At 69.9% G+C, this 25,428-nt stretch carries 21 protein-coding genes; 12 read left to right on the plus strand and 9 right to left on the minus strand.

What is annotated here, in order from left to right; genetic code table 11:
- Positions 1 to 11: 11 nt before the first annotated feature.
- The 6 genes from AB0915_RS02525 to AB0915_RS02550 form a co-directional block, all read right to left on the minus strand.
- Positions 12 to 215: a hypothetical protein gene (locus tag AB0915_RS02525; protein ID WP_366689327.1), complete on the minus strand. Its 204-nt coding sequence runs from the start codon at positions 213 to 215 to the stop codon at positions 12 to 14.
- A gap of 162 nt (positions 216 to 377) precedes the next feature.
- Positions 378 to 1,340, minus strand: a complete 963-nt coding sequence (locus AB0915_RS02530; RefSeq protein WP_366689328.1) for an alpha/beta hydrolase — start codon at positions 1,338 to 1,340, stop codon at positions 378 to 380.
- Positions 1,337 to 1,876, minus strand: a complete 540-nt coding sequence (locus tag AB0915_RS02535) for a phage holin family protein (RefSeq protein WP_366689329.1) — start codon at positions 1,874 to 1,876, stop codon at positions 1,337 to 1,339. The genes AB0915_RS02530 and AB0915_RS02535 overlap by 4 nt, the downstream gene beginning before the upstream one ends.
- A gap of 47 nt (positions 1,877 to 1,923) precedes the next feature.
- On the minus strand, positions 1,924 to 3,330 hold the full coding sequence (gene nhaA, locus AB0915_RS02540; RefSeq protein WP_366689330.1) for a Na+/H+ antiporter NhaA: 1,407 nt from the start codon (positions 3,328 to 3,330) through the stop codon (positions 1,924 to 1,926).
- A gap of 253 nt (positions 3,331 to 3,583) precedes the next feature.
- Positions 3,584 to 5,581, minus strand: a complete 1,998-nt coding sequence (gene acs, locus AB0915_RS02545; protein ID WP_366689331.1) for an acetate--CoA ligase — start codon at positions 5,579 to 5,581, stop codon at positions 3,584 to 3,586.
- Positions 5,582 to 5,741: 160 nt separating this feature from the next.
- Complete coding sequence (locus AB0915_RS02550; RefSeq protein WP_366689332.1) at positions 5,742 to 8,366, minus strand: SulP family inorganic anion transporter; 2,625 nt, start codon at positions 8,364 to 8,366, stop codon at positions 5,742 to 5,744.
- Between the two features lie 286 nt (positions 8,367 to 8,652).
- Here AB0915_RS02550 and AB0915_RS02555 point away from each other — a divergent pair, with 286 nt between their 5' ends.
- A complete protein-coding gene (locus AB0915_RS02555; protein WP_366689333.1) occupies positions 8,653 to 9,978 on the plus strand; it encodes a hypothetical protein in 1,326 nt (441 codons plus the stop codon).
- Positions 9,979 to 10,035: 57 nt separating this feature from the next.
- Here AB0915_RS02555 and AB0915_RS02560 read toward each other — a convergent pair whose 3' ends face one another.
- On the minus strand, positions 10,036 to 11,031 hold the full coding sequence (locus AB0915_RS02560) for an ATP-binding protein (RefSeq protein WP_366689334.1): 996 nt from the start codon (positions 11,029 to 11,031) through the stop codon (positions 10,036 to 10,038).
- 102 nt (positions 11,032 to 11,133) lie between these two features.
- On the opposite strand from AB0915_RS02560, the gene AB0915_RS02565 reads away from it, so the two are divergent.
- Entirely contained in the window at positions 11,134 to 11,958 is an 825-nt protein-coding gene (locus tag AB0915_RS02565) for an oxidoreductase (RefSeq protein ID WP_366689335.1), read from the plus strand.
- Positions 11,959 to 12,517: 559 nt separating this feature from the next.
- On the opposite strand, the gene AB0915_RS02570 is transcribed toward AB0915_RS02565, so the two are convergent.
- Positions 12,518 to 13,357 (minus strand): HAD-IB family hydrolase, encoded by an 840-nt coding sequence (locus AB0915_RS02570; protein ID WP_366689336.1) that lies wholly within the window; start codon positions 13,355 to 13,357, stop codon positions 12,518 to 12,520.
- A gap of 567 nt (positions 13,358 to 13,924) precedes the next feature.
- Here AB0915_RS02570 and ssd point away from each other — a divergent pair.
- From ssd to AB0915_RS02605, 7 genes are all read left to right on the plus strand, one after another.
- On the plus strand, positions 13,925 to 14,986 hold the full coding sequence (ssd, locus tag AB0915_RS02575) for a septum site-determining protein Ssd (protein WP_366689430.1): 1,062 nt from the start codon (positions 13,925 to 13,927) through the stop codon (positions 14,984 to 14,986).
- On the plus strand, positions 14,983 to 16,131 hold the full coding sequence (locus AB0915_RS02580) for a TadA family conjugal transfer-associated ATPase (RefSeq protein WP_366689337.1): 1,149 nt from the start codon (positions 14,983 to 14,985) through the stop codon (positions 16,129 to 16,131). Before ssd ends, AB0915_RS02580 begins: the two co-directional genes overlap by 4 nt.
- Positions 16,128 to 17,009 carry a type II secretion system F family protein gene (locus AB0915_RS02585; protein ID WP_366689338.1) on the plus strand — a complete coding sequence of 294 codons (882 nt, stop codon included), beginning with the start codon at positions 16,128 to 16,130 and terminating at the stop codon, positions 17,007 to 17,009. The genes AB0915_RS02580 and AB0915_RS02585 overlap by 4 nt, the downstream gene beginning before the upstream one ends.
- On the plus strand, positions 17,006 to 17,809 hold the full coding sequence (locus tag AB0915_RS02590) for a type II secretion system F family protein (RefSeq protein ID WP_366689339.1): 804 nt from the start codon (positions 17,006 to 17,008) through the stop codon (positions 17,807 to 17,809). Before AB0915_RS02585 ends, AB0915_RS02590 begins: the two co-directional genes overlap by 4 nt.
- A 128-nt stretch (positions 17,810 to 17,937) precedes the next feature.
- Positions 17,938 to 18,075 (plus strand): DUF4244 domain-containing protein, encoded by a 138-nt coding sequence (locus tag AB0915_RS02595; protein WP_366689340.1) that lies wholly within the window; start codon positions 17,938 to 17,940, stop codon positions 18,073 to 18,075.
- A complete protein-coding gene (locus AB0915_RS02600; RefSeq protein ID WP_366689341.1) occupies positions 18,062 to 18,463 on the plus strand; it encodes a TadE family type IV pilus minor pilin in 402 nt (133 codons plus the stop codon). Before AB0915_RS02595 ends, AB0915_RS02600 begins: the two co-directional genes overlap by 14 nt.
- A gap of 50 nt (positions 18,464 to 18,513) precedes the next feature.
- Positions 18,514 to 18,981, plus strand: a complete 468-nt coding sequence (locus AB0915_RS02605; protein WP_366689431.1) for an Rv3654c family TadE-like protein — start codon at positions 18,514 to 18,516, stop codon at positions 18,979 to 18,981.
- Here AB0915_RS02605 and AB0915_RS02610 read toward each other — a convergent pair.
- Positions 18,875 to 21,400, minus strand: coding sequence for a DEAD/DEAH box helicase (locus AB0915_RS02610; protein WP_366689342.1), 2,526 nt, complete (start codon positions 21,398 to 21,400; stop codon positions 18,875 to 18,877). The two genes, AB0915_RS02605 and AB0915_RS02610, sit on opposite strands and share 107 nt — an antisense overlap.
- A gap of 78 nt (positions 21,401 to 21,478) precedes the next feature.
- On the opposite strand from AB0915_RS02610, the gene AB0915_RS02615 reads away from it, so the two are divergent.
- From AB0915_RS02615 to AB0915_RS02625, 3 genes are all read left to right on the plus strand, one after another.
- Positions 21,479 to 21,832 carry an STAS domain-containing protein gene (locus AB0915_RS02615; RefSeq protein ID WP_003967428.1) on the plus strand — a complete coding sequence of 118 codons (354 nt, stop codon included), beginning with the start codon at positions 21,479 to 21,481 and terminating at the stop codon, positions 21,830 to 21,832.
- Between the two features lie 380 nt (positions 21,833 to 22,212).
- Entirely contained in the window at positions 22,213 to 22,665 is a 453-nt protein-coding gene (locus tag AB0915_RS02620) for an ATP-binding protein (protein WP_366689343.1), read from the plus strand.
- Between the two features lie 286 nt (positions 22,666 to 22,951).
- Positions 22,952 to 25,387: a sodium-translocating pyrophosphatase gene (locus AB0915_RS02625; protein WP_366689344.1), complete on the plus strand. Its 2,436-nt coding sequence runs from the start codon at positions 22,952 to 22,954 to the stop codon at positions 25,385 to 25,387.
- The last annotated feature ends 41 nt before the right edge of the window (positions 25,388 to 25,428 follow it).

Genomic DNA, 25,428 nt, shown 5'->3' on the forward strand with positions numbered 1-25,428 from the left:
TCAGGACTGCGTCATCCGCGGGGATGGCGCAGCCGCGCCGAGACCCAGCGGGCCCGGCGGCGGAGAATGTGCGGAATGCCCAGCTGGGGATCATGCAGGTCATGCACACCGGGCACCCGGCCCTGAAGGCCGTCCCCCTCATGAATGCTCGGATCCGCCGTAGCGGTCGAGCGACGATTGCGTGCTGTGTCACCGAAGTCGTGCGTCCAGCCCATACCCGGACGTCTGCCCGTGCCTCATGGTCGGTAATCGTGCGGGCGCCAGCCAATTGGCCTATGCGCCCGGCAATTGGCTGTTCGTCGGACAACTGTGCTCTTCCGGCCACCGACTGGTCGCGCCCGGTTACCTGTCCTGCGACCCCCAGGGCTCGTCCCGGGCTACCGGTCGGGCTCGGGATCCTTGAGCCAGTTGATGAGTTCGGTCGAGAATCCGGCCGGATCCTCCTCGTGCGGGAAGTGCCCCAGACCATCGAAAAGTCGCCAACGGTACGGCGCTTCGACGTACTCGCCGGACCCCGCCGCACTCCGCGTACGGGCCACCGGATCGAGCGAACCGTGCAGATGCAGCGTCGGCACCCGTACCGGGCGCTTCATCCGGCGGTTGAACTGGATGCCGTCCGGGCGCGCCATGGAGCGCACCATCCAGCGGTACGGCTCGATCGAGCAGTGAGCCGCCGACGGGATGCACATCGCGCGCCGGTAGACGTCCACTGTCGCGTCGTTGGGGAACTCGGGCGTCCGCGGACCCGACCAGTCGCGGATCAGTCGGCCCACCAAGGCCCCGTCGTCCGCGACGAGCTGACGCTCCGGCACCCAGGGGCGCTGGAAGCCCCAAATGTATGAGCCCGCCCGGGACTGCGCGAAGTCGGAGAGCATCGAGGACCGCCAGCGGCGCGGATGCGGCATCGAGGAAACCACCAGCCGGCGCACCAGCTTGGGCCGCATCACCGCGGCCGTCCAGGCGAGGTATCCGCCCATGTCATGGCCGACCAGCGCCGCGTCCGGCTCACCGAGCGACCGGATCACGCCGGTGACGTCGAGGGCCAGGTTGGCGGGGTCGTACCCCCGCGGTGTGCGGTCGCTGCCGCCCACCCCGCGCAGATCCATCGCGACGGCACGGAACCCGGCGTCGGCGAGCGCGGTCAGCTGATGGCGCCAGGTCCACCAGAACTGCGGGAAGCCGTGCAGCAGCAGTACCAGAGGGCCGTCGCCCAGCTCGGCGATGTGGAAGCGTGCCCCGTTGGCCGCCACATCCCGGTGGATCCAGGGACCGTCGATCCGTACGGGACTGCCGGAGCCGGGGCCTTTGGGGTCGAATGCGCTGGAATCGGGGACGGTCATGTGGACGAGCGTGCCACAGCGGACGCCTCGTCCTTGACCGCGGACTCCGCTCCGGCCTTCTCCGTCCGTGTGCTGCCCGAGGCGGTGACGGCCGGGAGACCGGGACGCGTAGTGATCACCGGACGCGGGTGCGGCTTGACGCCCTGCAGCACGGCCGCCGTCTGCTTGGCCGACGCGATCGACTTCTCCGGCGGCTTGACCTTCTTGAACTTGGCGATGGCGAACAGTGCGAGCAGCACCCCCAGCACGATGAAGGCGGCGCCCACGATCGTGAACGACACGGCGAGTCCGAGCCCCAGGTAATGGATTCCGTACGCCGCCGCGAAGCTCAGCACGGGGATCGCGAACAGAATCAGCACTCCCGCGATGATGAACGCCACACTGCCGGTCACGCCCCGCTTGACGTCCTGCCGCACCTCGGCCTTGGCCAGGGCGATCTCGTCGTGCACCAGTGCGGACACCTCGGCCGTCGCCGAGGCGACCAGCTGCCCGAGACTGCGGTCTGCGCTGCCCGCGTACTTGCCGGGGTCGCTCATCCCTGACTCCCTCTTCTGCTCTCCTGCTCAACACATCTGGTGTCAGATCATGCCGGACTGTCCGGCTTGCTGCTCGCCGCCCCCGCCGCTTGGGCAAGGCGCCGGTGCTCTGCGGCCTTCTTCTCGTAGATCGCGGCCATCCGTAGGTGGTAGGCCGGATCGTCCTGTTCGTAGATGTCGGGTACCCCGTCCTCGTCCTCGTCGCGCTCCTCCGCCTCGTACAGCGCCTGGTAGGTACGTACCCGGAGTTTGAGCAGCACACCGGAGAACATGGCTGCTATCAGCGACCCCAGCAGCACGGCTGCCTTGATCTCGTTCTCGACGAACGCGTCGCCCGCGAACGCCAGCTCGCCGATGAGCAGCGAGACGGTGAAGCCGATCCCGGCGAGTGAGGCAACCGCGAAGACGTCCGCCCAGGCCAGGTCCTTGTTCAGCTCCGCCTTGGTGAAGCGGGCGGTCAGCCACGTACCGCCGAAGATGCCGACCGTCTTGCCGACGACGAGCCCCAGCACGACACCGAGCGTCTCGGGCCGCGTGACGACATGCGCCACCGCGTCGCCGGAGAGCGACACGCCGGCCGAGAACAGTGCGAACAGCGGCACGGCGAGACCGGCCGACAGCGGGCGCATCAAGTGTTCGATGTGCTCGCCGGGGGAGTGCTCCTCGCCCTCGCGCCGGGTGCAGCGCAGCATCAGCCCCATGGCGACACCGGCGATGGTGGCGTGGATGCCGCTGTTGTACATCAGTCCCCAGATGACCAGGGCGAGCGGGATGTAGACGTACCAGCCGCGCACGTTCTTGCGCAGCAGGAGGTAGAAGACGGCGAGGCCGACGAAGGCGCCGGCGAGCGCGGCGAGGTCGATGTCGTCGGTGAAGAAGACCGCGATGATCAGGATCGCGAAGAGGTCGTCGACGACGGCGAGCGTGAGCAGAAAGGCGCGGAGCGCGGACGGCAGCGAGGTGCCGATGACCGCGAGCACAGCGAGGGCGAAGGCGATATCGGTGGCCGTGGGGACGGCCCATCCGGCGGTCGAACCGCCGCCGATCACGTTCACCAGCGTGTAGACGACGGCCGGCACGGCCATTCCGCACACGGCGGCGATGACCGGCAGCGCGGCCGCCTTGGGATCGCGCAGCTCACCTGCGACCAGTTCGCGCTTGAGCTCGACGCCCGCGACGAAGAAGAAGACCGCAAGCAGCCCGTCGGCCGCCCAGTGCTGCACGGAGAGATTCAGTCCCAGGGAACCCGGACCGAAGTGGAAGTCGCTGATGGCCCGGTAACTGGAGCCGAAAGTGTTCGCCCAGACCAGCGCCGCGATCGCGGCGACCAGCAGGATGACCCCGCCGACGGTCTCGGTGCGCAGGGCGTCCGCGAGGTAGTTCCGCTCAGGGAGGGAGAGGCGCCCGAGGAAGGTCCGGCGGGATGTCGGGGGTGTGCGGGTGGGCGCGGCCACGAGTGGAGACCTCCGGGTTGGTACGGCAGCGATGGCATGGCTGATGCACTTGCCGACCAGACTTCCCGGCACACCCTGTGGAGATTTCTTGATGTGTTGTTGACGTTGCTGCCACTGTACCCGGCGGTGTGCGGGGGGCGTATCCAGTGATCTTCACCTTAATTGCCCGAGGGGCAACCGGCGCGTTGCCGGATGCCCCTCGGGTTCGTACATGTACGTCGGCCGGTGCTCCGGCCTTCTGCCTGTGCGTCTGTCAGTCCTCGGACGACGACGTCGGCAGCTGGGTCTGGATGAGGTCCATCACCGAGGAGTCGGTGAGCGTGGTGACGTCGCCCAGCTCGCGGTTCTCCGCGACGTCACGCAGCAGACGCCGCATGATCTTGCCGGAGCGGGTCTTCGGCAGTTCGGCCACCGGCAGGATCCGCTTCGGCTTGGCGATCGGGCCGAGCGTGGCACCGACGTGGTTGCGCAGGTCCGCGACGAGTTCGTCGGAGGCGGACGCCGAACCACGCAGGATCACGAACGCGACGATGGCCTGACCGGTCGTCTCGTCGGCCGCGCCGACCACGGCCGCCTCGGCGACCGCCGGGTGCGACACGAGTGCCGACTCGACCTCGGTCGTCGAGATGTTGTGCCCGGACACGAGCATCACGTCGTCGACCCGGCCGAGCAGCCAGATGTCGCCGTCCTCGTCCTTCTTGGCGCCGTCGCCCGCGAAGTACTTGCCCTCGAAGCGCGACCAGTACGTGTCGATGAAGCGCTGGTCGTCGCCCCAGATGGTGCGGAGCATCGACGGCCACGGCTCGGTGAGGACGAGGTAGCCGCCCCCGCCGTTCTCCACCTCGTGGGCCTCGTCGTCGACGACGGTGGCGGAGATGCCAGGCAGGGCGCGCTGCGCCGAACCGGGCTTGGTGTCCGTGACACCGGGAAGCGGCGAGATCATCATCGCGCCGGTCTCGGTCTGCCACCAGGTGTCCACGATCGGGCACCTGTCGGCGCCGATGTGCTTGCGGTACCACATCCATGCCTCGGGGTTGATCGGCTCACCGACCGAACCGAGGACCCGCAGCGAAGACAGGTCGAACTTGGCGGGGATGTCGTCTCCCCACTTCATGAACGTACGGATCGCGGTCGGCGCGGTGTAGAGGATCGTGACGCCGTACTTCTGCACGATCTCCCAGAAGCGCCCCTGGTGGGGGGTGTCGGGCGTGCCCTCGTACATGACCTGCGTCGCGCCGTTGGCCAGCGGTCCGTACACGATGTACGAGTGCCCGGTCACCCAGCCGATGTCGGCCGTGCACCAGTAGACATCGGTCTCCGGCTTGAGGTCGAAGACCGCGTTGTGGGTGTATGCGGCCTGCGTGAGGTAGCCGCCGGAGGTGTGCAGGATGCCCTTCGGCTTACCCGTCGTACCCGAGGTGTAGAGGATGAAGAGCGGCTGCTCCGCTTCGAAGGCCTCGGGGGTGTGCTCGGCGGACTGGCGACCGGTGATCTCGTGCCACCAGACGTCGCGGCCCTCGGTCCACGCGGTGTCCTGGCCGGTGCGCCGCACCACGAGGACGTGCTCGACGCTGTCGATTCGGGATACGGCGTCGTCGACCGCAGGCTTCAGCGCCGACGGCTTGCCGCGGCGGTAGCCGCCGTCGGCGGTGATGACGACCTTGGCGTCCGCGTCCTGGATGCGGGCGGCGATGGCGTCGGCGGAGAAGCCACCGAAGACGACCGAGTGCGTGGCACCGATGCGGGCGCAGGCCAGCATCGCGACAGCGGCCTCGGGAATCATCGGCAGGTAGACGGCGACCCGGTCGCCCTTGCCGACACCGAGCTCGGTGAGGGCGTTGGCGGCGCGGGAGACCTCGTCCTTCAGCTCCGCGTAGGTGATCGCGCGGCTGTCGCCGGGCTCGCCCTCGAAGTGGATGGCGACCCGGTCACCATGGCCCGCCTCGACGTGGCGGTCCACGCAGTTGTACGCGACGTTCAGCCTGCCGTCCGCGAACCACTTCGCGAAGGGCGGGTTGCTCCAGTCGAGCGTCCCGGTCGGCTCCGTGGCCCAGGTCAGGCGCCGGGCCTGCTCGGCCCAGAAGCCCAGCCGGTCCGCCTCTGCCTGCGCGTACGCCTCGGCTGTGACGTTGGCGTCGGCGGCCAGATCGGCGGGGGGTGCGAACCGACGATCTTCCCGAAGCAGATTGGCCAAGCTCTCGTTGCTCACGACATCTCCCATTCCCAGGGTGTCCGTTGTGTCCCGGCACATAGCTCATCAGTCCACGGGCCGGGTGACAAGTGTCTGCCGGGAATTGGTTTAGACCTGTTCTTTCGTGTATGGGCACGGTCCCCCTCCCTGCCATGCGGTGCAGCACAGTGCAATGCGGAAGCGGGACCACAAGGTCTCACGGAACCGAGGTGCGTACGGTTCAGGCGCTTGTGCGTTCCAGCTCGCCGGAACCGGAGGGATCGCCGGGGCCCACGTGGTCGAAGACCTCGTCGAGACATGTGCCGGCGCTCGCGCCCTCGGTCAGGAGGTAAGCCTGCGCCTCACCGACATGGAAGTACATCCCGTGAAGCTGCAGCGTGCCCTCGGCGAGTCGCTGTGCCACCGATTCGTGGGCGCGCAGATGGTCCAGCTGCTGGACCACGTTGGTGAGGCAGAGCTGCTCCACGGCGTCGGCGGGCAGCCGGCCGGAGATCCGCGCCCAGGCGCGATGCCGTGACGTCATTCGCTCCAGGCTCGGCAGACCGTGCCGCAGCCACCGCCACAGGGACGTCTGCGGGTTGTCCGGCTTGGCGCCCAGCAGTGCCTGCATCGCGCCGCAGCCGGAGTGGCCGCAGACAGTGATGGACTCGACCTGCAGCACCTCCACTGCGTACTCGATCGCGGCGCCCACCGAGTCGTCGCCGGCTTCCGCGCCCGGTGGGGGGACCAGATTGCCGACGTTCCGCACGGTGAACAGGTCGCCCGGACCGCTGGCCGTGATCATGCTGGTGACCAGCCGGGAATCCGCGCAGGTGATGAAGAGCTGGGAGGGGCGCTGCCCCTCCCGGGCCAGCCGGGCCAGCTCCTCGCGCACCAGCGGAGCCGTATTGCGCTGGAACGAACTCAGACCACTGACCAGCCGGTGCACGCCGGTCCGACGGGGAGCGGCGGGGGGTGCGGAGGATGACGGAGTGCTGGGAATGGGTTCGGCGGCTGGGGCCGCGGCGCTTGCGCTGGTCGTTGCGTGGCTCGTGACGTCGGTCATGGTGTCGGCCGCCGTGGTGTCGGTTGTTCCGGGACTGGGGCTGGGGTCGGCGGTGATGGCGGTGGCGTGATGCGCACTGTCGCAGGCATCGGCTCGCGTGCCGCGGTCGTGGTGGACGCTTGCCGGCTCGGGCCGGTCATGGCAGTGGTGATTGCGCCACGGCGTCCAGGGGCGGCAGCAGGAGTGCGCGGCCGAGGCAGGCTCGGCGATCCGGCCGTCCGATCTGCCGGTGAAGACGACCCGGCCGCCCTGGGTGGTCTGAGTGTTGCTCCAGTCCTGGATCGTCTCGTATGCCGCATGGTCCATGAAGAAGCCGTCCAACTCGACTACGGCGTCACTGCCTTGGGGAATCCTGCCAAGCGCCCGGCTGAGACGTGGTACCGCGAGGAACGTCAACTGCCCACGCACGACCACGAGATGCTGTCCGCCCTGATCCGTCACCGTGATCCGTGTGCGGGCCAGCCGGTGCAGAGCGATGACGACGGCCACCGCGACGCCGATCGCCACGCCCCTCAGCACACCGAAGAGCACCACAGCGGTGATCGTCGCCCCGTAGACCGGGAATTCGCGGTGCTTATGAACATTGCGGATATGGGCGAAGCTCACCATCTGGATGCCGACCATCATCACCAGCGCGGCGAGCGCGGCCAGCGGGATCCACTCCAGAGCCGTCACCAGCAACCCGGCGGCGAGCAGGATCCAGACACCGTGCAGAACGGTGGATGTGCGGCCGGTGGCCCCGGCCCGCACATTTGCCGAACTCCGCACCGCTCCCCCTGACACCGGCAGCCCGCCCAGCAGGCCGGACAGCACATTGGAGATGCCCTGGCCGCGCAATTCGCGGTCGAGGTCGGACCGCCTGACCGGCGGGGCTGCCGGGGCGGGAGGCTCGGTGCCCTGCCGTCCGGCACGGTCAGTGGTCAGCTTGTCCACCGCGACCGCCGCGAGCAGGGATTCGAGGCTGGCCACCAGCGTCACGGTGAACACGGCGGTGGCGAGGGCCAGTGCGGGGCCCTGCGGCAGTTCGGGCAGGGCGTGCGACCGCCAGGAGGGCAGATCCACCCTGGCGATCCCGGGAGCCGCCACCGCGGCCACCGCTGTTGCGATCACCACCGAGGCGAGGGCCGCCGGAATCCTCCCTACCGCCCGCCCGATCCGCCCGGGGAGCCGTGGCCAGGCCATCAGGATGGCGATGGTCAGTCCGCCGATGAGAGGGGCGGCCGGGCTGATCCGGTCCAACTGGGCAGGCAGTGCGAGGGCGTTGCCGACGGCTGAGCTCTGGGGCGAGCCGCCGAGCACGATATGCAGCTGGGCCAGTGCGATGGCCACGCCGATACCGGCCAGGGTGCCGTGCACGATGGCGGGACTGACGGCGAGAGCGCTGCGTGCCGCACGCACCGCGCCCAGCAGCATCTGCAGCAGCCCGGCGCCGATGGTGATCGCGCAGGTGGTGCGCCAGCCGTAGATCTGGATCAACTCGGCTGTGACGACGGTCAGTCCGGCGGACGGGCCACTGACCTGAAGGGGGGTGCCACCGAGCAGTCCGGCGGCGATGCCGCCGACGGCCGCGGCGACGAGGCCGGCCTCCAGCGGGGCGTCCATGGCCACGGCGAGGCCGAGCGACATGGGAACGGCAATGAGAAAGACAGTGATCGATGCGGACAGGTCGGCGCCCGCGATGCGGAATCGTCCGCCGCGACGCGGCGGTGGCGGGCTGTGAGGTCGCTTGATTCCCGGGCCGTTGGACTGGCGCCAACTGCGGGACGTGTGGTCATGACGTGTGGGGACGCAGGCAGACATGTTCCCGTCTCCTCCGGGGCAGCGCGGTCGCGGAACGTGGGGACGCGGCCGTGGGTCACGGCGTGCAGCGGCGGGATTTCTCAACTCTCGGTAAATAGATCGTAATGGAAAGTAAAGAACCGTGTCCATGATTGAGGGCAAATGGTCCACTCGATCACCCATTCACGTGAATAGGCAGCTTTTCATATGGCCTGTCGTGTCGATTCATTCAAGGACGCGTGCGAACGTAGGTGCGCCGCGTCGGCGCATTCCACGCAAATTACCTGAAAAGGAAGAGGGTGGGCGGATGATGGCCGCCACGAAGAGGGTCGCCCTGGGCGCCATGGCCGTCGCGCTCGTTGCGGGAGCCGCCGGCTGTTCCGGCTCGGGCTCCGGTTCGGCTTCGGGTTCGGCTGTCGGGGCTGCGGGGCCGGGTGCCGAGAAGGGGGCTGCCGGGCCCAAGGGGAACGCCCCCGAGAAGGCATTCCGGCTCATCGGCGACGGCTCCACCTCCTTCACCGGCAGCCAGCCGAAGCAGCCCGTACCCATGCGCCTGACGCCTGGTCAACAGCCCCCGCAGTTCGTGGTGTTCTCCTGGGACGGCGTGGGTGGGGACAGCCAGGAGCTCTTCTCCCGCTTTCGCGAGGCCGGCAAGAAGTACCACGCGAACATGACGTACTTCCTCAGCGGCGTGTACATGCTGCCGGAGGAGAAGCGGGAGCTCTACGACCCGCCCAAGCACAACGCGGGCAGCTCCGACATCGGCTTCAACGACATCAAGGGGATCCGGGACACCATCACCCAGATCCGGGGCGCCTGGCAGGACGGCGACGAGATCGGCACCCACTTCAACGGCCACTTCTGCGGCCCCGACGGCGGTGTCGGCACCTGGTCGGTCGCCGAGTGGAAGCGCGAGATCAGCCAGGCCAAGGCCTTCGTGAAGAAATGGAGGACGAACGTCCCGGACCTCGCGGACGAGAAGCCGCTGCCCTTCGACTACGACACGGAACTGGTCGGCGGCCGCACCCCCTGCCTGGAGGGGCGGAAGAACATGGTTGCCGCAGCGCGGTCGATGGGCTTCCGCTACGACTCCAGCGGCGCCGACAAGCAGGTCTGGCCGAAGAAGAAGGACGGCGTCTGGGACCTCTCCCTGCAATTCGTGCCGGTGCCGGGGCGGGGGTTCGAGACGCTGTCGACGGACTACAACTTCATGTTCAACCAGTCCGGGACGACCATGCAGGGCGACCCGGACCAGTACGAGTACTGGGGCGACCAGATGCGCGACGGCCTGATCCAGGCCTTCGACCGCGCGTACGAGGGAAACCGGGCCCCGCTGATCATCGGCAACCACTTCGAGTCCTGGAACGGCGGCACATACATGCGCGCCGTCGAGGAGACCATCGAGGCGGTGTGCACCAAGGAGGGCGTGCGCTGTGTGTCCTTCAGGCAGCTCGCCGACTGGCTGGACGCCCAGGACCCGGCGACACTGGCGAAACTTCGCACGCTCGACGTCGGCCAGGCGCCGATGGAGGGCTGGGCGGCCCATCTCGCCGCCCAGGCCTCCGGACCGGCCAGGACTCCGGGAACCGTCAAGGCTTCCGGTAAATCCGGTGCGAAGCCGGCGGAGCACTGACGCCGGTCGATCCGCCACCCGCCGGGTCGTCGGTGGACGCGGCTTCGGGCGACCGGCTCATGCGGGCTGTACGGCGGCTGCCTGTGCGCTCCGCTCGTCGAGCACGAAGGCGGGGTCGACCTGGGCGGCCAGGTCGGCGCCCGTCTTCTCGTTGCCCCAGCTCTCCGCGTTCTTCAAGTGGAAGTGCACCATCTGCCGCGTGTAGCGCTCCCAGTCGCGTTGCTCGTACGAGTCCTCCGCGGCGTTCTGCAGAGCCTGCAGGGCCATCCGGTTGTCCGCCTCCAGAAGCTCGAAACGGGCCGGACGTCCCTTCTCCATCGCCCGGACCCAGTCCGAGTGGCCGACGGTGACCAGCAGGTCGTCGCCGACTTCGGCCCGCAGGAAGTCCAGGTCGTCCTGGCCCTGCACCTTGTTGCCCACAACCTTCAGGGCGACCCCGAAGTCCCGTGCGTACTCCTTGTACTGGCGGTAGACCGAGACGCCCTTACGGGTCGGCTCGGCGACCAGGAACGTCATGTCGAAGCGGGTGAACATGCCGGACGCGAACGAATCCGAACCCGCGGTCATGTCGACGACCACATAGTCGTCGGGGCCGTCGACAAGGTGGTTGAGGCAGAGCTCGACCGCGCCGACCTTGGAGTGGTAGCACGCCACCCCGAGATCCGACTCGGTGAACGGTCCGGTGGCCATCAGCCGGATCTCTCCGTCGTCGAGCCCGACCGTGCGGGCACATGCGTCGTAGACCGGGTTGTCCTCGCGGACCCGCAGCAGCCGCGAGCCCTCGCCGGGCGGAGTCGTCTTGATCATTGTCTCCACCGAGGCGATGCGGGGGTTGCTTCCCCGCAGGTACTCCTTGATCAGGGGCAGGTGCGCACCCATGGCGGGCAGCGCCGCGGCCTCCTCCTCGTCGAGGCCGAGCGCGGCCCCGAGGTGCTGGTTGATGTCGGCGTCCACCGCGACGACATGGGCTTCATTGGCGGCAAGGTGGCGGATGAAGAGCGAGGACAGCGTGGTCTTGCCGCTGCCGCCCTTCCCCACGAAAGCGATCTTCATGTTCACCTAGGGTAGCGGTGCAACTGCGCTGTGCAGTCACGCTTCGTGAAGAAGGCCACTCCGGGGTGGTAAGGGCGTGGGGGGCGCGTAGCCTCGCTACTTATGAGTACGACTGCCCCAGATCCGCTCGCCGCCCTGGGCGCCCTGCCGGGTGTCGCCGATGCGGTGGACTCCGTACGCAAGGCCGTCGACCGGGTCTACGGCCACCGTGTCATGCGACGCCGCAGCAGCGAGATCACCGCGGAGGCGGCGCTCCGCGGCGCCCGCGGCTCCGCCGCGCTCTCCGGTGCCGACTGGAACCTGGAGGAGGTGCGCCGGCGCACCGACTTCAGCGGCGACGAGGAGTCGCAGGTGATCGGCGCCGCCCTGCGGCTGACTGCGGAGGCGGGCCAACTGCTCTCCATCTGGCGGCAGTCGCCGCTGCGAGTCCTCGCCCGGCTGCACCTCGTGGCGGCAGGCGGGGCCGCGCCCGACGACGCGGTCGGCCGCCCGCGGCTGGCCGGTGAACCGGTCGACGAGCCGCTCATCGAAGCGCCGCTGCCCGATGCCGACGAGGTCGCCGGCCGCCTGGAGGGACTCTCCGGCTTGATCCTTTCGGGAAGTGCGGCGCCCGCGCTGGTGACGGCCGCGGTCGTGCACGGCGAACTGCTGGCGCTGCGTCCCTTCGGCTCGTACAACGGCCTCGTCGCGCGGACTGCCGAGCGGATCGTCCTGATCGGGAGCGGGCTCGACCCGAAAGCGATCTGCCCCGCCGAGGTCGGTTACGCCGAGCAGGGCAGGGCGGCGTACGTCGCAGCGTTCGAGGGGTATCGGTCAGGAACGCCGGACGGGATGTCCGCCTGGATCGCACACTGCGGGCGCGCGGTGGAGCTGGGGGTCAGGGAATCGACGGCGGTCTGCGAAGCGCTTCAGCGCGGAGCCGCGTAACCATCCCCGGGGCTGCCGGCGCGGCCTCAACTGGCGGGTCCGCCAAGCCAATTGTGCTTCGTCAGTTTCATTGCCCGATAAAAGGGTTGCGGCGGTACCGTCCGCGGTACCGCCGCTGGCACGTCCACCCAGTTACCATGCGTCCTCGAAAATTGCCCATCAGGTCGGAAACTCAGCCCGTTCCCTGGTGCAGCTGGCCCGTAATCGACGGGTCGACGTCGCGTGGGTGCTGGGTATTCATGCTCGGTCCGTGGGGCCTTCTCTGCGTTTTCAGGTTAATCCTTTCGGATGTCCTTGGTCTCGCGGGCCGTTGAGTCCTTTGTACTCCAGAGCCAGGACAAGCGGTAGTGCTGGCCGTACTTCTTTACTTTTGCGTTCAAATATGGACGAACCGGGCGGGCGGTCGGGGGTGGGATCCGGACGTCAGTGGAGGGTGCCGGATGCGAGTGGGTGGCGCCCCGGCCCACGTCCTGGAACGGCGGCCGAGGGCGTGTTCGGGTGCGGGCCGGGTTCGGGTGCAGGTCCGGGCCGAATGCCGGTCCTGACCGGATGCGGGAGGTCAGCCGGATGCTGTGGTCGTGCGCCGGCGCGAGGTGTACCAGACCAGCCCCGCTGTGACGGCCGCCGCGCACACCGCCGCCGCGGCGACGAGTGCCGGGCGCGCCGGCATCGAGAAGGCGGGCAGCCGCTGCTTGAGCCGGACCGGGCGGTCGAAGACGAGAATCGGCCATTCCCGGAGCGTCGCCTCACGCCGCAGCGCGCGGTCCGGATTGACCGCGTGCGGGTGGCCCACGGACTCCAGCATCGGTACATCGGTCGCGGAATCGCTGTAGGCGTAGCACCGCGAGAGGTCGTATCCCTCGGACACGGCGAGCGCCTTGACCGCCTCGGCCTTCGTCGGCCCGTACGCGTAGTACTCCACCTCGCCGGTGAAGCAGCCGTCGTCGCCGACGACCATCCGGGTGGCGACGACCCGGTCGGCGCCCAGCAGCTCGCCGATCGGCTCGACGACCTCGGCGCCCGAGGTGGAGACGATGACCACGTCGCGTCCGGCGGTGTGATGTTCCTCGATGAGGGTCGCCGCCTCGTCGTAGATGATCGGGTCGATCAGATCGTGCAGGGTCTCGGCGACGATTTCCTTCACCTGCTGGACGTTCCAGCCCTTGCAGAGCGCGGAGAGATATTCGCGCATCCGCTCCATCTGGTCGTGATCGGCGCCCCCGGCGAGGAACACGAACTGTGCGTACGCGGTGCGCAGTACGGCACGGCGGTTGATCAGTCCGCCTTGGTAGAAGGACTTGCTGAAGGTCAGAGTCGATGACTTCGCAATGACCGTCTTGTCCAGGTCGAAGAAGGCTGCTGTGCGCGGCAAGGAGTGGTTTTCCACAAGGCAGAGCATAGGGGGACACCATTCGGCGTAAACTCTGGTGCGCGGGTTTGCCTGAGAAGGCTCTCGGGTACACCATGGAAGTCACGGATCGTTCGCGACCGTGCTAACCCGGTCCGACTCCTCCCCCCCCGAGTCGGCCGTGGGGACGACCCCCGCTCTCCCCCCCGGCGGGGGTCGTCGCATGTCCGGACGCGTTTCCGTCGCTCGGAATCAAGCATTCTGCCTCCTTCTCGGCTGCGACGGCCTGTCTTTTCGGGCGGCCGCACGACTCCCTGCCGTCACAGTGTGTAACGGAAGCGCTGCTCTCCGGAAGTCGTCGGTTTGGGTGACCGAGATATTCACAGCGGTGGAGTTGTCCACAGATTTAGAGCAAGATCCACACGATTTTCCGAAGCGTTGCACGGTGATTCCACCCGCGAAGTCCGCGGGTTCCGGATATCGCCGAACTCGGAACGCTCCGAGATCGCTGCGAATCCGCGGTGAAGGTGCAGTGAGAAGGGGGCGGAGATCGTGGCTGAATCCATCGCACGGGATCGTCTGCCGGTCGTCGGAGAACGCCGGGGCGGACCGTTGATCGTGACCGAGGATGTGGAACTGCTCGACGATCTGCTGCGGCTGTGTGCGGCCGCCGGCGCGGAGCCTGAGGTGCACCACACGCCGCCCGAGGGCAGGGGCGGCTGGGAGCAGGCTCCGATGGTCCTGGTGGGTGATGACGCGGCTCCGCGGTGCCGCGGAGCGCTGCGCAGACAGGGCGTGATGCTCGTCGGGCACGACCAGGACGCACCGGATGTCTGGCGGCAGGCCGTCGAGATCGGGGCCGAATATGTGCTGCGGCTGCCCGACGCGGAGAGCTGGCTCGTCGATCAGATCGCCAATGCGGCAGAGGGGGTGGGGCGGCCCGCTCTCACCGTCGGGGTGATCGGCGGGCGGGGCGGCGCCGGCGCGTCCACGCTGGCTTGTGCTCTCGCTGTGACCGCGGCCAGGGCCGGGCGGCGGACGATGCTGATCGATGGCGATCCGCTGGGTGGTGGCATCGATGTGCTGCTCGGCGGCGAGCGGGCCGAGGGAATGAGGTGGCCGGATTTCGCTCATTCCAAAGGGCGGGTGGGCGGTGGCGCCCTGGAGGAGTCGCTGCCCGCACTGCACGGGCTGCGGGTGCTCAGCTGGGGGCGTGACGACTGGGTGGTCATCCCGCCGCAGGCCATGGAGGCGGTGCTGGCGGCCGCCCGCAGGCTCGGCGGGGTGGTGGTCGTCGACCTGCCGCGCCGGGTCGACGAGTCGGTTGCGAAGGCGCTTGCACAGTTGGACCTCGGGCTGCTCGTGGTCCCCGGTGAACTGCGGGCGGTCGCGGCGGCAAAACGCGTCGCGTCGACGGCCGGGATGGTCCTGGGCGACCTGCGGGTGGTGGCACGCGGCCCCTACGCGGCGGGGCTGGACGAGCGCTGGGTGGCTCAGGCGCTCGGCTTGCCGCTCGCCGGTGAACTCCCGCTGGAACCAGGTTTGCTGGCGGCTCAGGACGATGGAACGCCGCCCGGCTCGGGTGCCCGCGGACCCCTCGCCAGATTCTGTACGGCGTTCTGGGAGCGGGCGCTTGCCGGTGGAGCCGGCGCGGGCCCCGGTGGGGAAGGTGCGTCATGACCGACGGGCTCCTCGACGCTGTGCGGCAGCGGCTTGCACAGAGCGGCGCCGCACCGACCCCGGCCGGGGTGGCGGCCGCGCTGCGTGCCCAGGGAAGGCTTCTCGGCGATGCCGAAGTGCTCGGCGCGGCAGAGGAATTGCGCGGCGAACTGGTCGGTACGGGAGTGCTGGAACCGCTGCTCGCCGATCCGGCGGTGACGGATGTGCTGGTCTCCGCGCCGGACCGGGTGTGGGTGGACCGGGGCAGTGGGCTCGAACTCACCGGGGTGACCTTCCGCGACGCTCCGGCGGTGCGCAGGCTGGCACAGCGGCTCGCGGCGGTGGCAGGGCGGCGGCTGGACGATGCCCGGCCCTGGGTGGACGCACGGCTTCCGGACGGGACCCGGATGCATGCGGTCCTGCCGCCGGTGGCCGTGGGTTCCACCTGTCTGTCGCTGCGGGTGGTGCGCCCCCGGGCCTTCTCGCTGGCGGAGTTGGTCGCGGCGGGCACCGTACCGCCGGGTGGTGACCGGGTGCTGCGGGCGCTGGTCGAGGCCAGGGTCTCATACCTGATCAGTGGCGGGACGGGGGCGGGGAAGACCACGTTGCTGTCGAGTTTGCTGGGTGCCGTCGGGGAGCGGGAGCGGATCGTGCTCGCCGAGGACTCGGCGGAGCTGCGGCCGGACCATCCGCATGTGGTGCGGCTGGAGTCACGCCCTGCCAACCAGGAGGGTGCCGGACGGGTGACTCTGCGGGACCTGGTGCGGCAGGCGCTTCGGATGCGGCCCGACCGCCTGGTGGTCGGAGAGGTGCGGGGCGCCGAGGTCACCGAACTTCTCGCTGCGCTGAACACCGGCCATGAGGGTGGCTGCGGGACTGTTCACGCCAACGCTGCCGAGCATGTACCGGCGCGGCTGGAGGCGTTGGGGACGGCAGCCGGTCTTGACCGGGTGGCGCTGCACAGCCAGCTGGCGGCGGCACTGTCGGTGGTGGTCCATCTTGCACGGGACCGGGCCGGGGTACGCCGGATCGCCGAGGTGCATGTGCTGGAGCGGGATGCGGCCGGGCTGGTGGTGACCGTGCCCGCGCTGCGGTGGGGCGCCGACGGCTTCGTCCACGAGCGGGGCCGGGAGCGGCTGCGCTCGCTGATCGGGGGTGCGCTGTGACCGGTGGCACGGCGGTGGGGGTCCCGGAGTACGCGACGTATGCGTCGGCCGTGTGCGCGGGGGCCGCGGCCTGGCTGGTGGTGGGGCGGGGCCAAGGAACGCGGCGGGCGCGGGCGTTGTTCGTCGGTTCGGTGCTGGAGCCGGAGCCGCGGATCGGCCGGGACCGGGTCCGGCTGTGGTGCGCGGGGATGCTCCGGGAGCGGCGGGAGTGGCTGTGTCTTCCGGTGGCGTTGCTTCTCGCTGTGCTGGGCGAGTCCCTGCTGCCGGTGGTCGCGGGGGCGCTGGCGGTACCGCTGGTGCGGCGATGGCTTCGTAAGCGGGCCGGGCGGCATGAGCGGGAGCGCAGAGCGGATGCCGTGGTGGGGCTGTGCGGTGCGGTGGTGGGCGAGCTGCGGGCCGGGCACGAGCCGGGGCAGGCACTGCTGGTGGCGGTGCGTGGCACGGGGGCGATGGGTGCGGCGGAGGCCGTGGTGTCGGCTGCGGCACGGTTCGGCGGCGACGTGCCGGGGGCCCTCGGGCAGGCGGCGCGCGAACCCGGGCTGGAGGGGCTCGCCGGAGTGGCGGCCTGCTGGCGGGTGGCGGTCGACGGTGGCGCGGGGCTGGCAGCCGGTCTGGACCGCCTGGAGGGCGCGCTGCGGGCCGAGCGGCGTCGGCGGGAGGAGTTGCGGGCACAGCTGGCGGGGGCCTGGTCGACGGTGGCCGTGCTGGCGCTGCTGCCGGTGCTCGGTCTGGGACTGGGGGCGGCGCTGGGGGCCGACCCGTTGGGGGTGCTCCTGCACAGTCCGGCCGGGCTGGTCTGCCTGTTGGTGGGCGGGCTGCTGGAGACGGCCGGTCTCTGCTGGGCCGGCCGGATCGTACGGGCGGGGGAGCGGCCATGAGCGAAGGGGCCGGCGCGGTGGCGCACATCGTCCGCGGGCCGGTTCCGGTGGCGGTCGCCCTGGGCGCGGTCGGATACCTGGCTGTCTGCCTGGCCGGGTGGAGGCGGCATCGGGTGGCGCGCCGCCGGGGCGCGGTGCTGCTGGCGGTCGACGCCGGGAGGCGGTGGCACGAGCGGTCGGTGTCCGGGGCCTGGTTGAAGAACTGGGCCGTGCCGCTGGGCGCCGTGGTGACGGGCTGGTTCCTCGTCGGTGGTTCGTGGGGGTGCGCGGTCGGACTGGTGGCGGCGTACGGCACGTGGCGATGGCAGCGGACGCGCCATCGGCGCAGACCCGCCGTGTCCGCTGCGGAAGCTGCGGAGACCGAACGCCGACTCCCGTTGGCGGCCGACCTGTTGGCGGCGTGCATCTCCGCAGGAGCCGGCCCGAGGGAAGCGGCGGAGGCGGTCGGGGAGTCGCTGGGCGGTCCGGTCGGCGAACGGCTGGCACGGACAGCGGCGGAGATCCGGCTGGGCGGCGAACCTGCCGTGGCCTGGGGAAGGTTCGGCGAGATATCGGGCGCAGGCGCGCTGGCCCGCTGTCTGGACCGGGCGGGTTCGACCGGGGCTCCGGCGGCGGAACCGGTCGCCCGGCTGGCCGAGGCGATGCGGGCGGAACGGTCGAGCGAGGCGGTGGCGCGCGCCCAGCGGGCCGGCGTGCTGATCACAGCTCCGGTAGGGCTCTGCTTTCTGCCCGCCTTTTTGGCGGTCGGTGTGGCGCCGGTGGTCATCGGCCTGGCGAACGGGCTCCTGCAAGCTCGATGAACAAAAGCATGCAATCAGTGACGAATCTGCACAAAAGAACACTTCTGGGGGTTGACATGGCATGGCAAATCAAGCGCATCAGGGGCTGGGCACGGCGTGTGGTGCGCCGAGTCCGGACGGACCGCGGGATGACGACGTCCGAGTACGCGGTGGGGACGATCGCCGCCTGTGCGCTGGCGGCGGTGCTCTACAAGGTGGTCACGAGTCCGCCGGTCATGGCGGCACTGCAGTCGATTCTCACGGACGCTCTCGATGCCAAGGTCTGAGAGGCTTTCGGGGAGCGGAGTCGGGGACCGCGAAGGGGGCGGAGGCGACCGCGGTGCGGTGACGGCGGAGGCGGCCATGGTGATCCCGGTGCTGATGTTGTTCGCTCTGGCCCTCCTCTGGGCGCTGATGGCCGCTGCCGCTCAGATCCGGTGCGTGGATGCGGCAAGGGCCGGCGCGAGAGCGGCGGCCCGGTCCGAACCCCAGGCGCAGGTGCTGGCTGTCACCCGCTCGGTGGCACCCGGCCGGGCGCGTGTGGAGGTGGAACGGGCCGGGGAGCTGTGGCGGGTACGGGTGGCTGCGCCGACGCCCGGACCGGGTGTGCTGGCCCTGACGCTGAGAGCGGACGCGGTGGCGATGGCCGAGGACACGCTGGGGGCGGAGCCGTGACAGAGGCGATCGGAGCGGTGCCCCTGCGACAGAAGCGACGGGTGCGACGGATGCGGTGGGGGTGGCGGGTCCGACGGGCGTTGCGGGTGGCGGGTTCGCGCGGGTGGGGGGAGGGGCGTGACCGCGGGGTGGCGACAGTGTGGGTGGCGGTGACCACGGCAGCGCTGTGTGCGGTGTTCGCGGCCGTGCTTGCGCTCGGCCAGGTGGTGGTCGCTCGGCACCGGGCCGGCGGGGCGGCGGACCTGGCGGCCCTGGCAGCGGCCGACCGGGCCCTGCGCGGGGCCGAGGCGGCGTGCAGGGCGGCCGTGGAGGTGGCCGAGGCGCAGGGTGCGGCGGTGATCCGGTGCGCGGTGCAGGGGGAGATCGCCGATGTGACGGCCCGGGTGCGGTTCGGGCCGTACGCACCCGAGGTCAGGTCCCGGGCAGGCCCTCCGACGGGCGATCCCGGTCCGATTCCGGGCTCGGCGGTTCCCCCGCCTGCTCCGGGTCCGCCGGGGCGGAGCGGAGAAGTTCGGTGAGGAGGCGTACGGCCCCCCGCTTGTGCAGCGGGTCGTTTCCGTTGCCGCACTTGGGGGACTGGATGCACGACGGGCAGCCCGCTTCGCACTCGCAGGACGCGATGGCCTGGCGGGTGGCGGTGAGCCAGTTGCGGGCGGTGTGGAAGGCCCGCTCGGCGAATCCGGCGCCGCCCGGATGACCGTCGTACACGAAGACCGTCGGCAGCAGGGTGTCCGGATGGAGGGGGACGGAGACGCCGCCGATGTCCCAGCGGTCGCAGGTGGCGAAGAGGGGCAGCATCCCGATCGACGCGTGTTCGGCGGCATGCAGGGCGCCACCGAGGACCTCGGGGTTGATGCGGGCGGCGTCCAGCTGGTCCTGGGTGACCGTCCACCACACCGCGCGGGTGCGCAGCGTGCGGGGCGGCAGATCGAGCTTGGTCTCACCGAGGACCTCGCCGGTGATCAGTTTGCGACGCAGGAAGGAGACGACCTGGTTGGTGACCTCCACGGAGCCGTAGCAGAGCCTTCCGTCACCCCAGGGGATCTCTGTGTCGGTCTCCAGGACGGTGATGGAGGTGGTATCGCGGGCGGTCGTCGAGTACGGCGGACTGGCTTCCTCGACCAGCGCCACCGAGTCCTCCAGATCCAGTTTCCGGACCAGATAGGTGAGGCCCTGGTGGAGATGGACGGCTCCTTCGTGGACGGCGGTGTGCGCGGCCGACTCGTCGACGGTGCCCAGCAGCCGGCCGGTGCCCTCCTCGACGATCTGGACCGGGCGGCCGCCCTCGCCACGGATGTCGGTGAGATCGGCGGCCCGCTCGCGCCGGGTCCAGTGCCAGCCCGACGCCCGCTTGCGCAGCAGCTTCGCGGCCTCCAGCTGCGGCAGCAGCTCGGCCACGGCCGGCCCGAACAGCTTCAGGTCGCTCTCGGTGAGCGGAAGCTCCGCAGCGGCCGCGCACAGATGGGGGGCGAGGACGTACGGGTTGTCCGGGTCCAGAACGGTCGACTCCACGGGCTGCTGGAACAGAGCCTCGGGGTGGTGGACGAGGAAGGTGTCCAGCGGGTCGTCGCGGGCCACCAGGATGGCCAGGGCGCCCTGGCCGGAGCGCCCGGCGCGGCCCGCCTGCTGCCACAGCGACGCCCTGGTGCCGGGGTAACCGGCGATGACGACGGCATCCAGGCCCGAGACATCGATACCGAGTTCGAGGGCGGTGGTGGCGGCCAGGCCGAGCAGCCGGCCGGAGTGAAGGGCGCGCTCGAGGGCGCGGCGTTCCTCGGGGAGGTAGCCCCCGCGGTAGGCGGCGACCCGGGAGGGCAGCGAGCGGTCCACCTCGGCGAGGCGTTCCTTGGCGATGACGGAGATGAGCTCGGCGCCGCGCCGGGAGCGCACGAAGGCGACCGAGCGGACGCCTTGGACGGTCAGGTCGGTGAGGAGGTCGGCAGTCTCGGCGGTGGCCGTACGGCGTACGGGGGCGCCCTTCTCGCCGTGCAGCTCGGTCAGCGGTGGCTCCCACAGGGCGAAGACCATTTCGCCGCGGGGTGAGGCGTCGTCGGCGACCTCTGTGACCGGAAGGCCGGTGAGGCGGCCCGCGGCGACCGAGGGCTGCGCGGCGGTCGCCGAGGCGAGCAGGAAGACCGGATCGGCTCCGTACCGGGTGCACAGGCGGCGGAGCCGGCGCACCACCTGGGCGACATGGGAGCCGAAGACGCCGCGATAGGTGTGGCACTCGTCGATGACGACATAGCGCAGGGCGCGCAGGAAGGAGGACCAGCGCGGATGGGACGGGAGGATCCCGCGGTGCAGCATGTCGGGGTTGGTCAGGACGTAGTTGGCGTACTGACGTACCCATTCGCGTTCCTCGACCGGGGTGTCGCCGTCGTAGACCGCGGGCCTGACCGCGTTGCCGAGCGGGGCCGCGAGGTCCTTGACCGAACGCCGCTGATCGGCGGCGAGCGCCTTGGTGGGGGCCAGGTACAGGGCGGTCGCTCCACGGCCGTTGGGGGCCTCCGAGCCGTCGAGTAGGGCGCTGAGGACCGGGGCCAGATAGGCGAGCGACTTGCCGGAGGCGGTTCCGGTGGCGATCACGACGGATTCGCCGTCCAGGGCGTGCTCCGCGGCGGCCGCCTGGTGTGCCCACGGGTGGTCGATACCGGCCCGCTGGACAGCGGCGATCACTTCCGGCCGGATGCGATCGGGCCAGATGGCATGGGTACCTGCTCGCGGGGGCAAGTGCTCCGTATGAGTGATGCGCGCGGACCGGCCCGCCGCTGCGGCGAGCCGGTCGAGGACCATGGCGGGAGAGGGGCGGGAGTCCCTGCTCTCGGGTGGTCGACTGGGGCGGTGATTCTTGGCCATCGGCACCGAGTGTGTCACCGCTGTGACGGACAATGGTCCCAAGGCGTCGTGCATGGCTGCTGGTAAGTGATTGAATGCCATCGCGGCTGGCGATCCGTCCCCTGGCTCCGTCGGGGAGACCGAGGGGCGACCGCTCGATAGCAAGGTGCTGGAGGATCCGTGGACCTGTCCTTGTCGACTCGCAATGTGTCCGGCCCTGGTGGCGACCGTACGGTCGTCGAGGTCGGTGGCGAGATTGATGTGTATACCGCGCCCAAGCTGCGCGAGCAGTTGGTCGAGTTGGTGAATGACGGCAGCTACCACCTGGTTGTCGACATGGAAGGTGTCGACTTCCTCGACTCCACCGGCCTCGGCGTGCTCGTGGGCGGCCTGAAGCGTGTCCGGGCCCATGAGGGCTCACTGCGCCTGGTCTGCAACCAGGAGCGCATTCTCAAGATCTTCCGGATTACTGGTCTGACCAAGGTGTTCCCGATCCACACCACGGTCGACGAGGCTGTCGCGGCCACCGACTGACGGCTGACCGCCTGCTTCCGGATCGGCCGGAGGCCGGTCAGCCGGCCGGCCGGTCCGGTGCACAGCCGGGTCGGACCGCGGCCCGTTCGGCGGGCGGCTGGTTCGGTGGACGTCGTGGTGCCGGGTCATCGGCATTCCGGCAGCCGGGCCGGGCCGTCGGCTGTGACACGCCCGGCAGCGGGCTGTCGGCCATCGGTACTGACGGCTTCCGGACGTCGACGGGATACCCGTCGGCCGATCGGTGGGCCGACTGCCGATGATCGCGCGTCGGCTGTCGGGGGCCGGTGGCTCTGCCGGCTTCCGGAGGAAGAGAGAGCGGGGGTACCGGGCAGTGCGCCCGGGCCCCTGAGATGCACGCCCGTACGTCTGAAGGGGATCGCATGGCCACTGTTGAACTCCGCTTCAGCGCCCAGCCCGAACACGTCAGGACGGCCCGCCTCGTGGCGGCCGCCGTGGCGCGCCGCGCCGGGGTCGACGAGGCAGTGCTCGACGAGGTCCGACTCGCCGTCGGTGAGGCCTGCAGCCGCGCCGTAGGGCTGCACCGCAACCACGGCATCACCGCTCCGGTCAAGGTCGTCCTGACCGAGGAGGAGAAGTCCTTCTCCGTCGAGGTCGGCGACGAGGTGCCTGGCCCCGGGGGGGAAACCGGAGCCGCCGAGGCGTCCGGGGAGGGGCCCGGCCAACCGGGTACCGAGATCGACGCCGACAGCGAGGACGAGATGGGTCTCGCGGTCATCAGCGGCCTCGTCGACGACGTGGAAGTCAGATCGGGAGCCGATGGCGAAGTGATCCGCATGAGCTGGCCCAAGACGCCCGCAACGGCGCATCCCTGAGCGCCGGAGGCGTCACAGCGGCCCGGCCCGTCGTGGCGCCGCTCCGACCGTAACTCCTGATCCACTCTCCCGGGGCCCTGCCGAGCAGGGCCTTTTTTCATTTCAGCTTGATCAGCGATCTACGGACAATGCTTCTGCCCCATTACTGCATTCGGATCAATCCGAGGGTGCGATCATTTATCGATCGGCGGGCAAAGTCGATTTACATTTACTGCGGACTGTTTTGATCAGGTTCTGCTCCCTACAATCCGTCCACGTCTTGAGCGCTGAGCGTCAAGGAGGACGTATGGCGGGCTTCATCAACACACCACTGGCAGAACTGCCCGAAGTTTCCGCACTTTCCGACCGACCCACCTCTCTCGCGGCCGCGGTACTCACCGATGACAACCGCGTCATCGTGATCGTCATCGCGATCGTCGCCGTCGCCGCACTGATCGTCGCCCGGCTGCTGGTCCGCCAGGTGCTGGCGGCCGGCGAGGGCACCGACCGCATGAAGGAGATCGCGGCAGCCGTCCAGGAAGGCGCGAACGCGTATCTGGCCCGGCAGCTGCGCACTGTCGGCGTCTTTGCCGTCGTGGTCTTCTTCCTGCTCCTGCTGCTTCCGGCCGACACCTGGTCGCAGCGCGCCGGCCGGTCGCTGTTCTTCCTGGTGGGTGCGCTTTTCTCGGCGACCACCGGATACATCGGCATGCGTCTGGCCGTCCGCAGCAATGTGCGGGTGGCCGCCGCCGCGCGTGAGGCGACTCCGGCGGAAGGCGAACCGGAAAAAGATCTCACCGACGTATCGCATCGGGCTATGAAGATTGCTTTTCGCACGGGCGGCGTGGTCGGCATGATCACGGTAGGGCTCGGGCTGCTCGGCGCCTCGTGCGTGGTTCTCGTCTATGCCGCCGACGCGCCCAAGGTGCTCGAGGGCTTCGGGCTCGGTGCCGCGCTCATCGCCATGTTCATGAGGGTCGGTGGCGGCATCTTCACCAAGGCCGCCGATGTGGGCGCCGACCTCGTGGGCAAGGTTGAGCAGGGCATCCCGGAGGACGACCCGCGCAACGCCGCCACCATCGCCGACAACGTGGGCGACAACGTCGGTGACTGCGCGGGCATGGCGGCCGACCTGTTCGAGTCGTACGCCGTGACGCTCGTCGCCGCGCTCATCCTCGGCAAGGCCGCTTTCGGTGACGCCGGACTGGCCTTTCCCCTGATCGTGCCGGCGATCGGCGTGGTCACCGCGATGATCGGCATCTTCGCGGTCGCCCCGCGGCGCGCCGACCGCAGCGGGATGACTGCCATCAACCGCGGCTTCTTCATCTCCGCGGTGATCTCGCTCGTCCTGGTGGGGGTGGCGGTCTTCGTCTACCTCCCGTCCTCGTACGCCGACCTGGACGGCGTCACCGACAGCGCGATCACCACGCACAGCGGTGACCCTCGGGTCTTCGCCCTGGTCGCCGTCGCCATCGGCATCGTGCTGGCCGCGCTGATCCAGCAGCTCACCGGCTACTTCACCGAGACCGGCCGGCGCCCCGTCCAGGACATTGGCAAATCCTCCCTCACCGGCCCGGCCACCGTCGTACTCGCCGGGATCTCCATCGGTCTGGAGTCCGCCGTCTACACCGCGCTGCTGATCGGCCTCGGCGTCTACGGGGCTTTTCTGCTCGGCGGTACGTCGATCATGCTGGCGCTCTTCGCGGTGGCCCTCGCCGGAACCGGGCTGCTCACCACCGTCGGGGTCATCGTCGCCATGGACACCTTCGGACCGGTCTCCGACAACGCGCAGGGCATCGCGGAGATGTCCGGCGACGTCACCGGCGCCGGTGCCCAGGTCCTCACCGATCTGGACGCCGTCGGCAACACCACCAAGGCCATCACCAAGGGCATCGCCATCGCCACCGCCGTACTGGCGGCGTCGGCGCTCTTCGGCTCGTACCGCGACGCGATCGCCACGGCGGTCGACGGCGTGGGTGCCAAGGCCGGGGAGATGACCCTCAGTCTCGACATCTCGCAGCCCAACAACCTGGTGGGGCTGGTCCTCGGGGCCGCGGTCGTCTTCCTGTTCTCCGGCCTGGCCATCAACGCGGTGTCCCGGTCCGCCGGGTCCGTGGTCTACGAGGTGCGGCGGCAGTTCCGCGAGCGCCCCGGGATCATGGACTACACCGAGAAGCCGGAGTACGGGCGCGTCGTCGACATCTGCACCAAGGACGCGCTGCGTGAGCTCGCCACGCCCGGGCTGCTCGCGGTGATGGCGCCGATCGCGGTGGGCTTCACCCTCGGTGTCGGGGCGCTCGGTTCGTACCTCGCGGGCGCGATCGGCACCGGGACGCTGATGGCGGTCTTCCTCGCCAACTCCGGAGGCGCGTGGGACAACGCCAAGAAGCTCGTCGAGGACGGTCATCACGGCGGCAAGGGCAGCGAGGCCCACGCCGCGACCGTGATCGGCGACACGGTCGGCGATCCGTTCAAGGACACGGCGGGACCGGCGATCAACCCGCTGCTGAAGGTGATGAACCTGGTGGCGCTGCTCATCGCGCCGGCAGTGGTGCAGTTCAGCTACGGGGCGGACGCGAGCGCGGGCGTGCGGGCGGTGGTGGCGGTGATCGCCCTCGCCGTCATCGTCGGAGCGGTCTATGCCTCCAAGCGTCGCGGGATCGCCGTGGGCGACGAGGACGACTCCGATGATGACGACGGCGGCGCGACTGCCAAGTCGACCGATCCGGCTGCCGTTTCATGAGGCGGGCACAGGGAGGAGAGCGACAGCTCGCGGGGACCCGA

The sequence above is a fragment of the Streptomyces sp. NPDC048411 genome (assembly GCF_040704695.1).
In the GTDB taxonomy this organism is placed as follows: Bacteria; Actinomycetota; Actinomycetes; order Streptomycetales; family Streptomycetaceae; genus Streptomyces.